The organism is Micromonospora chersina (assembly GCF_900091475.1).
GTDB lineage: Bacteria > Actinomycetota > Actinomycetes > Mycobacteriales > Micromonosporaceae > Micromonospora > Micromonospora chersina.
Map to the genome: position 1 here is coordinate 3,458,541 of NZ_FMIB01000002.1, position 13,005 is coordinate 3,471,545.

A 13,005-nucleotide genomic window follows, 5' to 3' on the forward strand; every position below is an offset into this window, starting at 1 on the left:
GAAAAATTCTTTAATCCCTCTTGCGCTCTAGGGCACTTACCTCCAAAGATAGGCGTCAATCATTTGACGTCCTGGAGGCATCAATGGCTCGTACCACACTCTCCGTGCGCCGGCTGCTCGCCGCCGCCCTGACCGTCGCCGCCACCGCGGCGGCGGGCCTCGTCGCGACCGCCGGACCGGCGGCCGCAGCCACCACCCCCGGCATCGACGTCTCGCGCTACCAGGGCACCATCAACTGGACCAGCGTGCGGAACGCCGGCATCCAGTTCGCCTTCATCAAGGCGACCGAGGGCACGAGCTACAAGGACCCGAACTTCAACACGAACTACGTCAACGCCTACAACGCCGGGGTCATCCGCGGGGCGTACCACTTCGCGCGGCCGAACATCTCCTCCGGCGCCACCCAGGCCGGCTACCTGGCCAGCAACGGCGGCGCCTGGTCGGCCGACAGCCGCACCCTCCCGGCCGCGCTCGACCTCGAGGCCAACCCGTACAGCGGCGGCTACTGCTACGGCCTGACCACGACCGGCATGCGCAACTGGGTCCAGGACTTCCTCAACACCTACCGGTCCCGCACCGGCCGGTACGCGGTCATCTACACCACCACCAGCTGGTGGAACCAGTGCACCGGCAGCTGGACCGCCCCGTGGGCCAACCACCCGCTGTGGATCGCCCGGTGGTCCAGCACGGTGGGCACCCTGCCGGCCGGCGCCCCGTTCTGGAGCTTCTGGCAGTACACCAGCACCGGCAGCGTCTCCGGGATCAGCGGCAACGTCGACCGCAACTACTGGAACGGTGACCGGACCCGGCTGATCGCCCTGGCCAACAACACCTGACCGGTTCCCCGGTCGCCAGTCGGCGGCAGCGGGATTGGCTACGACCGAGGTCGATAGCTGGTCCGGCTGCCGCCACTGTCGTCGTACTGCCCGGGGTCACGCCCTGCGTCGCGAGGCGACCGGCACGGGGACGGCGCCCCGACCGGCCAGGGTGGTCCGGCGGGCCAGTCGCCACGTCGCCACCCCCGCGACGGTGAGGGCGACGACACCGAGCACCGCGACCGGCGCGGACAGGCCGGCGCTCACCAGCAGCAGGACCACGTCCCCGAGCGCGACCAGCATCCACAGTGCCAGCCGGGGGCCGGTGTCCTTGTGTCGGTAACCCATGTCGTACCTCCTTCCGTCGTCGCGGGTCTCAATACCCCCGAGGACGGAAGGCCATGCGAGTCAGTTTCGCAACGGCGGGATTCGCCGGGTCAGCTCGCCCGATCGGACTGGAAGCCCTTCGTGATGATGCCGGGGGCGGCACGCTGATCGCCCAGTCCTCACCGGCACCTTCCAGCCGCCAGGTGCAATCGCAAAACAGGCGCCCCGATCGGGCCGTGCACCGTGGCACGGCCCCATCCCGTCGCACTGGCAGGCCCCGTACGACCGCCACCCCCAAGATGCACGGCTGATCCAGCAGGGACCTCAAACGGGTGATGGGCCCGCAACCGGTTGGGGCCGCCCAGCCCCAACAGGCTGCCGAAGTGTGGAAACAACGGCCGGGAGGACACATCTGCGGGCGCCCCCTCGCCCCTCAGCCATTGACGACAGGGGCAACTCAAGCTAGGGGACATCCAGCGGGGGCCGACATTTTCTCGCTTCGGCCAAATAGATATTGACTTATGCCTTAGATCGAGTAACGTCACTTCCGTTAGGGCAGCCATCGGCTGCCATGGAAAGTCGACAGCAGCGGGGGTCACATCCACATGAGAGCCCGGAAGTTCATCGCATCCACTGTCGCCCTAGCGGCAAGCTTGACTGGCGTGATGATCGTCAGCACCCAAACCTCAGCTAGCGCGAACTGCACCAGCCACATTGCTACATTGGTTGACGGCACGTCGGGGTATCTCGTCAACGGTAGTAACGTCAACTTCCGCACCGGCCCTCATACCTCGTGTAGCAGCCGTGGACTGGGCCAGAGAAGTACCTACGTAACGTACTATTGCTACACCCGAGGTGACACAGTCACCGCGAACGGCGTTACGTTATCGACATGGACGATGGTCCACAGGGACGGCCAGCTTTACGGGTGGGTTAGTGACACTCTACTTGTAAATTACGGCAGCCCTAAATTGTGCCCCTAATTCAACTCCAACTGCTAATCGGCGATAGCGAGCGTACGTCGTTCGTCGGATTACCGTCAGTAATCTCTACGATTCCGACATGTTCCACAGCTACCCTCGGCCGAGGCTTCGACTTGGGCGACGCGGCGGCAGGCCACCAGTTGTCGTGACGGGATGGCACCATCGCAGTCACGGGACAGTTGTATGACAGTCTCGCCTCTTACTGACACCACTTTGCCGTCCGGTCTTACGACTCAGAGTCAATTCACCTATCAGGCTGGAAGCCCTTGATGATGATCTCCCAGTTGGCCAGGTTGGCGTCCCAGGCGCTCGCCGGGACCTCCCAGCGCAGGGCGTAGCCCCGGTTGCTGGCGGTGGCGACACCCCGGTTGCGCACGTGGAAGCGGGTTCCGCTGTCGCGCGTCTCCAGCCAGTCCCAGTCGGCGCAGGTCCGGTACCAGTCGCAACGGTTGATGCTGACGTACTGGTACGCGGTCACCCGGCTCCGGCGGTCCGGCTCCTTGCTCTTCCAGTCGGCGTACGCGTCCTTCTCCGGCGAGTTCGTCCACTGGATGAGCAGTACCCGGTTCGTGCCACCCACCTCGTAGAGCACCACCGAGTTGTCGGACGAGCGAACCCGCGCCTTCCACCCGTTCGGGATCGGCACCTTGAAGCCGATGGGGCCCTCGTAGAGACTCCACCCGGCCGGCAGCACGAAGCCCGTGGGTGACGGCGACGCGGACGCCGACGGGGTGGCGCTGGGCACCGCGTCGCTCGGCGCGGCCGAGGTCGGCGCGGCGCCGCTGGTCTGCGGCGCGGGCGGGGCCGCGGCCGACGAGGTGGCGGCGGCCTGCTGCCCGCCCTTCGGGTCGTCGTCACCGGAGTTGAGCAGTGGCACGGCCACCGCCAGGCCGACCAGCAGCACCGCGACCAGGGCGCCGATCAGCAGGTTGCGCCTGTTGCGCTCGGGCTTCGTGCCCGGGATGACCGCCGCCCGGCCGGTCGACGGCGCCGGGCTGACCGGCTCGGCCAGCACCGACGTGGGGTTCCTCGGCGGGGCCGGCGGCTCCACCACCGGCTCGCCGTCCAGCCGCGTCTCGTCCAGGGCCGGGTCGGGACCGTCCACCCGGGTGTCGTCGACCACCGGCCCGGCGTCGAGCTTCGTGGTCGGCTCGGCCACCGGCGGGGCCACCTTCGCGGTGGGCGCCGCGTCCGCGCCGGCCGGCACCCTGGCGGTGGCGCCGGCGATCCCCGCGGCACCCGCGGCGGCGGCCGCGGCCGTACCCCCGTCGGGCTTGCGCGGCGCCGGGGTCACCGGCGACTCGGCCTGGTCGTCGGCCGGGCGCGGCGCCGGCACCAGCGGCGGGCGCGGCCCGCGCGGACCGTTCGGCCCCGGCCGGCGTACGCCGTCGAGCAGCGAGATGCCCTTGGCCCGCCGCCCCGCGGCCTTGCGCAACATGCGCTCCGCGACCTCGGCGGTGATCCGCTCCTCCGGGTCCTTGCGCAGCAGGCCCTGGAGCACCGGCTTCAGCGGCCCGGCGTTCTTCGGCGGCGGCAGCGGCTCGGTGGCGAGCGCGGCCAGCGTGGCGATCGCGGAGGGCCGCGCGTAGGGCGACTTGCCCTCCACGGCGGCGTAGAGCGTGGCGCCCAGCGACCAGAGGTCGGCCTCCGGCCCGGCCGTGCCGTCCTTCGCCCGTTCCGGCGCGATGTACGCGGGCGAGCCGAGCACCATGCCGGTGCGGGTCACGTTCGGGTCGCCCGGGATCGTGGCCAGGCCGAAGTCGGTGAGCACCACGCGGCCGTCGTTGCCGAGCAGCACGTTGCCCGGCTTCACGTCGCGGTGCATGATGCCGGCCTTGTGGGCGGCCTTCAGCGCGCCCAGCACGCCCAGACCGATCTCCACGGCCTTCGCCGGCGAGACCGGGCCGTCCTCGGCAATGGTGTCCTGCAAGGACTTCGACGCCACGTACTCCATGACGATCCACGGATCGCCGTCGGTGCGCAGCACGTCGAAGATGCGGACCACGTTGATGTTGTTGAGCCGGGCGATCGCCCGGGCCTCCCGCAACGAGCGTTCCCGCATCTCGCGGCGCTCCTCCGGGGTGAGGCTGGGCGGCGGAACGAGTTCCTTGATCGCCACGTCGCGGTGCAGGACCTCGTCGCGCGCCTTCCACACCCGACCCATGCCGCCCTGGCCGAGCGGCGAGATGAGCCGGTACCGGTCGGCGACGAGTTGGGGAAGCGCGTTAGACATCGCCTGAGACCGTACCCGGCAGGCGCGACGCGTACACCGGCGGCACGCCACTGTGCGGTGAAGGTCAAGTTCTGGACGCGTACCCTGTCGGCATGTCTGCCGAAGAGCCGCTGTTCCGGATCGTCCGCGGCGTGCCCACCGCCGAGGAACTGGCCGCCCTGGTCGGCGCGATCATGGTGCGGACCCGACCGGCCGCGCCCACCGCGCCGGCCGCCGTGTCCCAGTGGGCGCGCAGCGCCCGGCCGGCCGGCGCGGCGCCGGTAGCCGGCCCCGGCGCGTGGCGCGCCTCCGGCCTCCCCCGCTGACCCTTCCCGGGTACGCCGGCCGCGCATCAGGACTGCCGGGATCCGCGACGAGCCATTAACCTCACTGAGGGAAACCGTGTGGTGACGGGCAGGGAGGGTCGATGATCCCGGAGGACAACCAGCCGGCCGGCTGGCTGCGTGACTACGGCGGCATCGAGGCCGACATCCGACGGATGCGCGAGTTCGCCGAACGGCTCCAGGACGAGGTGACCCGCAACTACGCCCCCCACCTGTCGTACATCGCGGACGACATGAAGGCCCCGGTCCCCAACCCCGCCGACGCGTTCGTCGAACTGGTCCAGTTCCTCCAGGCCCACCACGAGACCCAGCAGGCCACGGTCAGCATGGTGTGGGACCTGGCCCCGGCCACCGGGCGGCTGGCCGGGGCCGCCGCCCACATCGCCACCAGATACGGCGACTCCGACGCGTTCTCCTCGGCCCGCGTCGCCGACGTGGAACGCGCCCTCGCCGCGCCGTCCACCGCAGCGGCCCGCCCCGTGCCGCCACTCACCGATCCGACCGCCCCCGAGCAGGGGCGGGTGGTCCTGCCGTGATCGAACGGGGCAGCGGGCGCACCTCCGGGCTCACCGACTGGCGGCTCATGGACGTGCTCAGCATGTGGGCGTGCCTCCAGGACCAGGACACCACCGGCCAGTGGAAGCAGGTCGCCGGCTGGCGCAAGGTCTGCGACCTCGCCCTCGCCCACCTCGGCAGGCTGCGCGAATACCGGCGCGGGCTCGCCGAGGCGTGGCCACCGGAGACCAACGCGGCCGCGCGGGCGTACCTCGGGGAACTCGACCAGCTCATCGACCAGGTGCAACGCACCCACGACGCCGCCGCCGCGAACTACGACGCGCTCGCCGCCGCCACCCGCGCCATCGGCAGCACCCGGGCCGAACTACAACCGCTTCATGACGAGTACGCGGAGAAGCTGCGGCAGAAGCGGGCGTACGAGACGATCGTCGCCGACCCGAAGGCCGTGGCGGGGAGCCGGCTGCCGGAGAAGCCTCCCGTGACGGATGACGAACTGGAGCAGCTGAACGTCCGCGCTCGCGGGTTGATGACGGGATTGAGCAGCGAACTCCAACAAGCCCAAGTCATGCTCCGCCAACCCCCGCCCAGACGAGTCCCGAAGGTCGACGAGCCCACGCGGCAGCCAGACACAGATGGCTCCGCACCGCTGATTCCGCCAATTGCCCCTGTGCCGCTATCGATTGAAAAGGCATCTTTTGCGACGCGTCCTCGGGCGACGGCAGGGTCGACGCCGATGCCTCAGGCGCCGAGCGGTGGTCCGATTCTAGGCGGAACAGGCAGTGGCCTGGTCCCGGCACCGCAGCAAAACACCGCGGCAACTCCCCCGCTTCCTCCGAGCTTCCAATCAGGAGTTGGTGTCAACGGAGCACTGCCTCCAGTACCGGGTGCGCCGAGGGCGCTTCCGGCGTCAGGACTTCCTCGAGGCGAGGTGACGCGTGGCGGCGGAGGGGGCCGATCTACATCTCCCACCCCTCCCTCGCGCTCGGTGCCGTTTGGCGGCCTAATTGGTAGCGGTCCTCAGTCCGGGTGGAGCCAACCGACGGGTGGAACTTCACCTCGTCGAGTCAATCCCGTAGGCGGCGTGATCGGCGGTGGAGCTGCCGGCACAGCCCCAAGTGGCGCTGCAGGTAGCCGGCCAGGCACAGGTCGATACTCCCCACACGGAAACCTAGGCAGCCTCCCTCCGATAGGCGGCAGCCCCGGCGCAACCGGAACCAACTCGTTTGGGCCGACGAGCCGTCTCGCAAGGAGTTCAGGCGACAAAAATAGGGGAGGTGATTGGGATCCCCATGATCCATGGAAGACGGACGAAGGAGTTGATCCTGTCGTCCGCTCGCCGGACGAAGAGGGGCCGATTGATCCAGGGCCGGCAATCGGATTCAACAGGTGAAGGCGCTGTTGCGCCGCGTTGTTAGCACAGCGACTGGACTTGCAGCAACGATTCTTATCGCGCCAAGCCCGTCTACCGCCGATTTGGGCACAGAAACTCAATGGCACCTCGAATATCTGAAGGTAAGGGAAGCACATGCCATAACCGAGGGCGCTGGAGTTGTAGTTGCCGTGCCCGACAGTGGAGTAGATTCGCATCCCGACTTACGGAAGAACCTCCTATCTGGAGTCGACGTAATTTCAGGAGGAGTTGGGAACGGCCAGCGTGACGAGGATGGGCATGGCACCGGGATGGCCGGGTTAATCGCCGCCCATGGCCACGGCGCTGGGGAGGGAGCCCTTGGCATCGCACCGAGGGCAAAAATAATGCCTATTTACGCGTCGCCACCTCACGAAGATGGAAGCTCAGAGGCACTCGCCGAGAGCGTTGAGATTGCAGTATCGCGCCACGTTGGTGTAATCAGCATATCCGCCGCCGGCGGGGCGGATGCACGGCTTCAACGAGCTATCAGAACCGCGCTGCAATCAGACATCATCGTTGTAGCCGGAGCTGGCAATACAACGAGGTCATCACTCGTGGGCTATCCCGCTAGTGAACCGGGCGTTATCGCAGTCGGGGGTGTCGACAGACGCGGGAACCACGCGGCTGTCTCCGTCAGCGGTCCAGAGATCGACGTGGTGGCGCCGGCGGTGGACATCTACAGCACTGGGCTCAACGGCGGTTATCGCGTCGGCACCGGTACCTCCGATGCCACCGCGATCGTCGCCGGAGCTGCCGCCTTGATCCGTTCCAAGTATCCCGATCTCCCCGCGCAGGAGGTCGCTCACCGCCTGACCGCCACCGCGATCGACAAGGGCCCACCAGGCCGCGACGACGAGTACGGCTACGGCGTCATCGACCTCGTCGCGGCCCTCACCGCCGACGTCCCTCCGCTCGGCTTCGAATCGCCGTCGGTAACGGCGCCCGCCTCGACGGCGGCCCACGGCAGCAGCGGCGACAACTCGACGGCCCGCGGCCTGGCCACGTTGGGCGTGCTGCTCGCGGCGGGCGGCGGTTATCTGGTCTGGCGCCGGCGTCGACGTGCCGGCGACCCGCCGCCGCGGATCAGCCGGTAGCGTCGGTGGGGTGTTGACCTCCGTGCCGCTGCGCCTCGTGCTCGCCTCGCAGAGTCCCGCCCGCCGCAAGCTGCTCCAGGGCGCCGGGATCGAACCCGACGTGCTGGTGAGCGGCGTGGACGAGTCGCAGGTGGTCAGCGATCGGGCCGAGGATCTGTGCCTGGAGCTGGCCCGGCTGAAGGCGCAGGCGGTGCTGGGCCGGCTGCGTCCCAACCCGGACGAGCGGACGCTGGTGCTGGGCTGTGATTCGGTGCTGGCGTTCGACGGGGAGATTCTCGGCAAGCCGACCGACGCGGCGGACGCCACCCGGCGGTGGGAGCGGATGCGTGGGCGCAGCGGGGTGCTGCACACCGGCCACTGTCTGATCGACGTGGTGCACGAGTCCCGCGCGGAGGCGGTGGCCTCGACGACGGTGCACTTCGCCGACATCAGCGACGCGGAGATCGCCGCGTACGTGGCGACGGGTGAGCCGCTGGCGGTTGCCGGGGCGTTCACCATCGACGGGCTGGGCGGGGCGTTCCTGACCGGCATCGAGGGCGACCCGGGCACCGTGGTGGGGCTCTCCCTGCCGCTGCTGCGCGGTCTCCTCGCCGAGTTGGGGCTGAACATCACCGACCTGTGGACGAAGGTCGCGCCCGGGGGCCAGGAGATCGAGCATCTCGGCTAACGTCCGATCATGAGCACGAAGCCGTTGCCGCTGACCCCGGAACTGCACGCGTACCTCGTGGCGCACGGATCCGCCCCCGACGAGATCGTCCGGGAGCTGGCCGAGGAGACCCGCGCCGCCCTTCCCGCCCAGGCGGACATGCAGGTCGCGCCGGAGCAGGCCGCGTTCCTGACCTTCCTGACCCGGCTGCTCGGCGTGCGGCAGGCGGTGGAGGTGGGCACGTTCACCGGGCTCTCCTCGCTGGCCATCGCCCGGGGCCTGGCCGAGGGCGGCCGTCTGACCTGCTTCGACATCTCGGAGGAGTACACGGGCGTGGCCCGGCGCTACTGGACCCGGGCCGGCGTGCAGGACCGGATCGAGCTGCGGATCGGTCCGGCCGCGGAGACGCTGCGCCAGTTGCCGCAGGAGCGCTACCTGGACCTGGCGTTCATCGACGCCGACAAGGTCGGCTACCCGGTCTACTGGGACGAGCTGGTGCCCCGGATGCGCCCGGGCGCGGTGATCGCCGTGGACAACACGCTCCGCGGCGGTCGGGTGCTCGCCCCGCAGAACGCCGACGACCGCGCCATCGCCGCCTTCAACGACGAGATCCTCGCCGACGTCCGCGTCGAGGTCGTCATGCTGCCCATCGCCGACGGCGTGACCCTGGCCCGGGTGCTCTGAACCACTACGCCGAGGTGGCGGTGCCCGCCTGCGCCGGACACGCCCGTCGGACCGGGGAGCCGGCGAGCGGAGACGGACCAAGCACGCCGGTCAGGCGGCGGCCGAAACCGGGGTGCGGTCGTCGCCGGGTGCGGGCAGGCGCAGGGCGCGGCCGAGGCGCACGGTGAGCAGCATGGCCGCGGCGATGAAGCCCGGCAGGAGCAGGAAGGCCAGGTGCGGGCCGACGCCGTCGGCCACCCACCCGAGCGCGACCGGCGCGATCCCGAAACCCACACCCATCGAGTACGACGCCCAGCCGGCCGCCTTGTCGGCGGCCGGCCCGGCCGCGGCGAGGGCGATGGAGATCGCCAGGGGGTAGTGCAGGGCGTTGCCGAGCCCGAGCACGACCAGGCCGGTGACGGCCAGCCAGCCGACCGGAGCCGACCAGAACAGCGCGAACCCGGCCAGGGAGACGGTGAGCGCGGCGAGCAGCAGCGGCACCGGCCGCCAGCGCAGCGCGAGCCGGCCGCCGGCCAGCCGGCCCACGAACATGCCGCAGACGATCGCCGCGACGGCCGCCGAGGCTCCGCCGGCGCCGAGCCCGGCGTGGGTACGGAGCACGTCGGCGGTCCAGAGCGACAGGCAGACCTCGATCGAGCCGGTGACCGACATCAGCACCCAGGCGATCCAGTACGCCCGCGGCAGCCCCGCACGTTGCCGGGAATCCTGGACAGTTTCCGTTCGAGACGAACGGTGAGTGTCCAAGATCGGCCGCGCCGGCCCAGCAGGGACGCCGGTAGCCGCGACAGCGGGGGCGGCCTTCGGTAGGCGTACCCGGAAGGTCAGGGCGGCGAGGGCGACAAGCGTGATGAGCCCGACCTCGACGGCCATCACCGGCCGCCAGCCGAGCCCGGCGTCCACGGTCGCGCCGATGACCAGCGGCGCGAGGATGCCCATGCCGGCGCAGGCGGCGTTGGCCTCGCTGAGCGCGGCCGGCGCGCCGGGCCCGTGGTGGGCGGTGAGCACGACGTTGATTCCGCTGATCACCATCATGCCGAAGGTGGCGATGACCGCGACGGCGGCGATGGTGGCGGGCAGCGGGCGGAGCAGGCCGAGGGCGGTGACGCCGGCGGCCACGCCGGCCAGCCCGAGCCAGATGGCGGGGCCGCGGCCGAGGCGGCGGGCGGCCGGCGCGAACAGCGCGCCGCCGGCCAGCGCGCCGACCGCGATGCCGGTGCTGTGCAGGCCGGCGACGGCGGCGCTGGTGCCCTGTTCGTCCCGGAGCAGCGGTACGACGGGGCCGAACCCGTAGAGGAAGAAGCCCCACAGTCCCAGCTGGGAGTAGGTCAGCCAGGTCGTCCGGTCACGGGTGAGGCGGGGCACTGGCCTTACGCTACGCGCGCACGGCCGGCGCCCCGCCCCGGATGAGAGGCAGCTCTCGTCCTGCTCAGCGGACGCTGCGGGCGAACTGCCGGGCGGCCCAGACCACCCCGGCGACGGCGAGCACCGCGACGATGGTCAGCCCCTGCCAGACCTTGTCGTTGCCCAGGTCGCCGGCGAAGAGCGCCCGGGTGCCGTCGACCGCCCAGGAGAACGGGTTCCAGTCGGCGATGCCCTGGAGCCAGCCGGGGGCGAAGGTCAGCGGCAGCAGGATGCCGGAGAGCAGCAGCACCGGCTGGGCCACGGTGTTCATGAGCGGGGCCAGCGCGTCCTCGCTCTTGACCTTGAGCGCCACGCCGTACGAGACGGCCGAGGTCATGAGCGCGATGAGGGCCAGCATCAGGTACGCGAGCAGCAGGTCGCCGATGAAGACGCGCAGGTCGAACAGGAGCGCGAGCAGCGTGATGATCACTGCCTGCACGATCAGCGAGACGACGTCCCGCAGCGAGCGGCCGAGCAGCAGGGCGAGCCGGCTGACCGGGGTGACCCGGGACCGTTCGATCACCCCGGCGCGCAGCTCGGCGATCAGGCCGAAGCCCTGGAACAGGCCACCGAAGATGGCCAGCAGCACCAGCAGGCCGGGCACGAAGATCTTGTACGCGGCGGCCTGGGTCGGCGCGTTCAGCGCCGGCTTGAGCAGCGGGGCGAAGAGCAGCAGGTACATCACCGGCTGGAAGACGCCGACGAAGACCCAGACGGGGTTGCGCAGCAGCAGCTGGATCTGGCGCTGGAAGATCAGCCAGGTGTCGCGGGCGAGTTTCATGACAGTTCTCCGGATGGTCAGGACTCGCGCAGCGAGCGGCCGGTCTTGGTGAGGAAGACGTCGTCCAGGCTGGGACGGTGCAGCTCGATGGAGCGCAGCTCCAGCCCGGCGTGGTCGAGGCGGCGCAGCACCTGCGGGATGGCGGTGGCGCCCTCCTCGACGTAGAGCCGCAGGCCGCCCTCGTCGACGGTCTCCAGCTTGCTGACGTACGCCTCGGTGTCGAGCAGTTCGGCGGCCTTCGGGGTGGTGGCGGCGTCGAGGCCGACCAGCACGACCTCACCGGAGATCTCCCGCTTCAGCTCGGCCGGGGTGCCCTCCGCGACCACCTCGCCGTGATCCATGATCGCGATCCGGTCGCAGAGCGCGTCGGCCTCGTCGAGGTAGTGCGTGGTGATGAAGACTGTCATCCCCTCGGTGCGCAGCCGGCGGATCTCGTCCCACATGTGGGCCCGGCTCTGCGGGTCGAGGCCCGTGGTCGGCTCGTCCAGGAAGACGATCTTCGGTTCGTGGATGATGCCGAGCGCGATCTCGACGCGGCGGCGCTGGCCGCCGGAGTAGGTCTTGCACTTGCGGTCGGCGTACTCGCTGAGCTGGAAGGCGTCCAGGGCGCGGGTGGCGCGGCGGTGCGCCTCGGCCTTGGAGATGCCGTAGAGCCGGGCGTGCAGCACCAGTTCCTCGCGGGCGGTGGACTCGTCCCAGGTGCTGCCGCCCTGGGCCACGTAGCCGATCCGCCGGCGCACCTCGGCCGGGTCCTTGCGCAGGTCGGCCCCGGCGATGGTGGCCTCGCCGCCGTCGGGCTCGATGAGGGTGGCGAGCATCCGCAGGGTGGTGGTCTTGCCGGCGCCGTTGGGGCCGAGGAAGCCGAAGATCTCCCCCTCGGCCACCTCGAGGTTGACGCCGCGGACCGCGTCCACGGTCTTCGTCTCGCGACCCGCGCGGGAGCGGAACGACTTCCGCAGCCCCCTGGTCTCGATCATGTCTGCTCCTGGTCCTCCGGGCCGGACGCGACCGGCCGTCGATGGTCCGCGAGGACGCACGGCTCCCCCACGGCTCGCGCAGAGACTAACGCGATATAGCTCTTGTGGTCAACGTTGATTATTCCGCGTCGGGAGCGCCGTCCCGCCAGCCCGACCACCCCTCGGCCTGCTCCAGCCCAGCAGGCAGGTACGACACTCCGGACTCGATCCGCTCGGCGATCCGCTCGCACCAGCCAATCTCCGCCTCGGCCCGGGCCAGCCACAGTTCGAACATCCAGCCGACGTGCACCGGCTTGCGGTTGCGGACCCAGTCCGAGTCCAGCGAGGCGCGCATCGACTCGACGCCCGCCCGCAGGAGGTTCGCCCGGTTGCGCAGGGCCGCCGCCGCCTCGTCGCGAGGCATGGCGGGCAGGAACGAGAAGGCCGCCACGAACGGGTCCGGCGGCTCGTTGAGCTGCCACCACTGCGCCCGCAGCAGGGTCTCGAACTCCTCCTCGCCCTTCGCCGTCACCTCGTACGTGGTGCGGGCGGGGCGGGCGCCGACCTGCTCGACGGAGACCGTCCGGAGCAGTCCCTCGTCGGTGAGCTTGCGCAGCGCGTGGTAGATCGAACCGGGCTGCACGTTGGCCCACTTGTCCGCGCTCCAACTGAGCAGCTCACGGCGCACGTCGTAGCCGTGCACCGGCTGCATCCACCTGACCAGGCCGAGAATCATCATCCGCGTTGCCGACACCGGGCAAGCGTAATAGCCAAATTTGACTACAGTGCGGCATCCCACACTGAGCGATCGTTAGGGCCGAATCCCCGGCCGATA

General features: G+C 70.1%; 12 protein-coding genes. 6 read left to right on the forward strand and 6 right to left on the reverse strand.

Annotated features, from left to right (window positions below; translation table 11 throughout):
• The first annotated feature begins 83 nt into the window (after window positions 1-83).
• Window positions 84-836, forward strand: coding sequence for a GH25 family lysozyme (locus tag GA0070603_RS15815; protein WP_091314052.1), 753 nt, complete (start codon window positions 84-86; stop codon window positions 834-836).
• A gap of 96 nt (window positions 837-932) precedes the next feature.
• Here GA0070603_RS15815 and GA0070603_RS15820 read toward each other — a convergent pair whose 3' ends face one another.
• On the reverse strand, window positions 933-1,163 hold the full coding sequence (locus GA0070603_RS15820; protein WP_091314056.1) for a hypothetical protein: 231 nt from the start codon (window positions 1,161-1,163) through the stop codon (window positions 933-935).
• 1,206 nt (window positions 1,164-2,369) lie between these two features.
• Entirely contained in the window at window positions 2,370-4,358 is a 1,989-nt protein-coding gene (locus tag GA0070603_RS15825; RefSeq protein ID WP_091314059.1) for a serine/threonine-protein kinase, read from the reverse strand.
• Between the two features lie 92 nt (window positions 4,359-4,450).
• Here GA0070603_RS15825 and GA0070603_RS15830 point away from each other — a divergent pair, with 92 nt between their 5' ends.
• The 5 genes from GA0070603_RS15830 to GA0070603_RS15855 all read left to right on the forward strand — a co-directional run bounded on the left by GA0070603_RS15830 (window position 4,451) and on the right by GA0070603_RS15855 (window position 9,032).
• On the forward strand, window positions 4,451-4,663 hold the full coding sequence (locus GA0070603_RS15830; RefSeq protein WP_091314064.1) for an acyl-CoA carboxylase subunit epsilon: 213 nt from the start codon (window positions 4,451-4,453) through the stop codon (window positions 4,661-4,663).
• Between the two features lie 101 nt (window positions 4,664-4,764).
• On the forward strand, window positions 4,765-5,217 hold the full coding sequence (locus GA0070603_RS15835; protein ID WP_091314067.1) for a hypothetical protein: 453 nt from the start codon (window positions 4,765-4,767) through the stop codon (window positions 5,215-5,217).
• A 1,378-nt stretch (window positions 5,218-6,595) separates the two neighbouring features.
• A complete protein-coding gene (locus GA0070603_RS15845) occupies window positions 6,596-7,702 on the forward strand; it encodes a S8 family serine peptidase (protein ID WP_425270505.1) in 1,107 nt (368 codons plus the stop codon).
• A gap of 10 nt (window positions 7,703-7,712) precedes the next feature.
• The gene (locus tag GA0070603_RS15850; protein ID WP_091314071.1) at window positions 7,713-8,369 is read left to right on the forward strand and encodes a Maf family protein; all 657 of its coding nucleotides are present in this window, start codon (window positions 7,713-7,715) and stop codon (window positions 8,367-8,369) included.
• Window positions 8,370-8,378: 9 nt separating this feature from the next.
• On the forward strand, window positions 8,379-9,032 hold the full coding sequence (locus tag GA0070603_RS15855) for an O-methyltransferase (protein ID WP_091314075.1): 654 nt from the start codon (window positions 8,379-8,381) through the stop codon (window positions 9,030-9,032).
• Window positions 9,033-9,122: 90 nt separating this feature from the next.
• Here GA0070603_RS15855 and GA0070603_RS15860 read toward each other — a convergent pair whose 3' ends face one another.
• The 4 genes from GA0070603_RS15860 to GA0070603_RS15875 all read right to left on the reverse strand — a co-directional run bounded on the left by GA0070603_RS15860 (window position 9,123) and on the right by GA0070603_RS15875 (window position 12,909).
• Window positions 9,123-10,394 carry an MFS transporter gene (locus GA0070603_RS15860; protein ID WP_091314078.1) on the reverse strand — a complete coding sequence of 424 codons (1,272 nt, stop codon included), beginning with the start codon at window positions 10,392-10,394 and terminating at the stop codon, window positions 9,123-9,125.
• A 64-nt stretch (window positions 10,395-10,458) separates the two neighbouring features.
• Window positions 10,459-11,214, reverse strand: coding sequence for an ABC transporter permease (locus tag GA0070603_RS15865; RefSeq protein WP_091260395.1), 756 nt, complete (start codon window positions 11,212-11,214; stop codon window positions 10,459-10,461).
• A gap of 17 nt (window positions 11,215-11,231) precedes the next feature.
• A complete protein-coding gene (locus GA0070603_RS15870) occupies window positions 11,232-12,191 on the reverse strand; it encodes an ATP-binding cassette domain-containing protein (RefSeq protein ID WP_091314081.1) in 960 nt (319 codons plus the stop codon).
• 118 nt (window positions 12,192-12,309) lie between these two features.
• Window positions 12,310-12,909, reverse strand: a complete 600-nt coding sequence (locus GA0070603_RS15875) for a PadR family transcriptional regulator (RefSeq protein WP_091314085.1) — start codon at window positions 12,907-12,909, stop codon at window positions 12,310-12,312.
• Window positions 12,910-13,005 lie beyond the last annotated feature (96 nt).

Bases quoted from the DNA above. Each gene is read 5' to 3' on its own strand.
- GA0070603_RS15870 (WP_091314081.1), bottom strand. From the start codon at position 12,191: ATGATCGAGACCAGGGGGCTGCGGAAGTCGTTCCGCTCCCGCGCGGGT.
- GA0070603_RS15855 (WP_091314075.1), top strand. From the start codon at position 8,379: ATGAGCACGAAGCCGTTGCCGCTGACCCCGGAACTGCACGCGTACCTC.
- GA0070603_RS15830 (WP_091314064.1), top strand. From the start codon at position 4,451: ATGTCTGCCGAAGAGCCGCTGTTCCGGATCGTCCGCGGCGTGCCCACC.
- GA0070603_RS15820 (WP_091314056.1), bottom strand. From the start codon at position 1,163: ATGGGTTACCGACACAAGGACACCGGCCCCCGGCTGGCACTGTGGATG.
- GA0070603_RS15835 (WP_091314067.1), top strand. From the start codon at position 4,765: ATGATCCCGGAGGACAACCAGCCGGCCGGCTGGCTGCGTGACTACGGC.
- GA0070603_RS15865 (WP_091260395.1), bottom strand. From the start codon at position 11,214: ATGAAACTCGCCCGCGACACCTGGCTGATCTTCCAGCGCCAGATCCAG.
- GA0070603_RS15875 (WP_091314085.1), bottom strand. From the start codon at position 12,909: ATGATGATTCTCGGCCTGGTCAGGTGGATGCAGCCGGTGCACGGCTAC.
- GA0070603_RS15825 (WP_091314059.1), bottom strand. From the start codon at position 4,358: ATGTCTAACGCGCTTCCCCAACTCGTCGCCGACCGGTACCGGCTCATC.
- GA0070603_RS15815 (WP_091314052.1), top strand. From the start codon at position 84: ATGGCTCGTACCACACTCTCCGTGCGCCGGCTGCTCGCCGCCGCCCTG.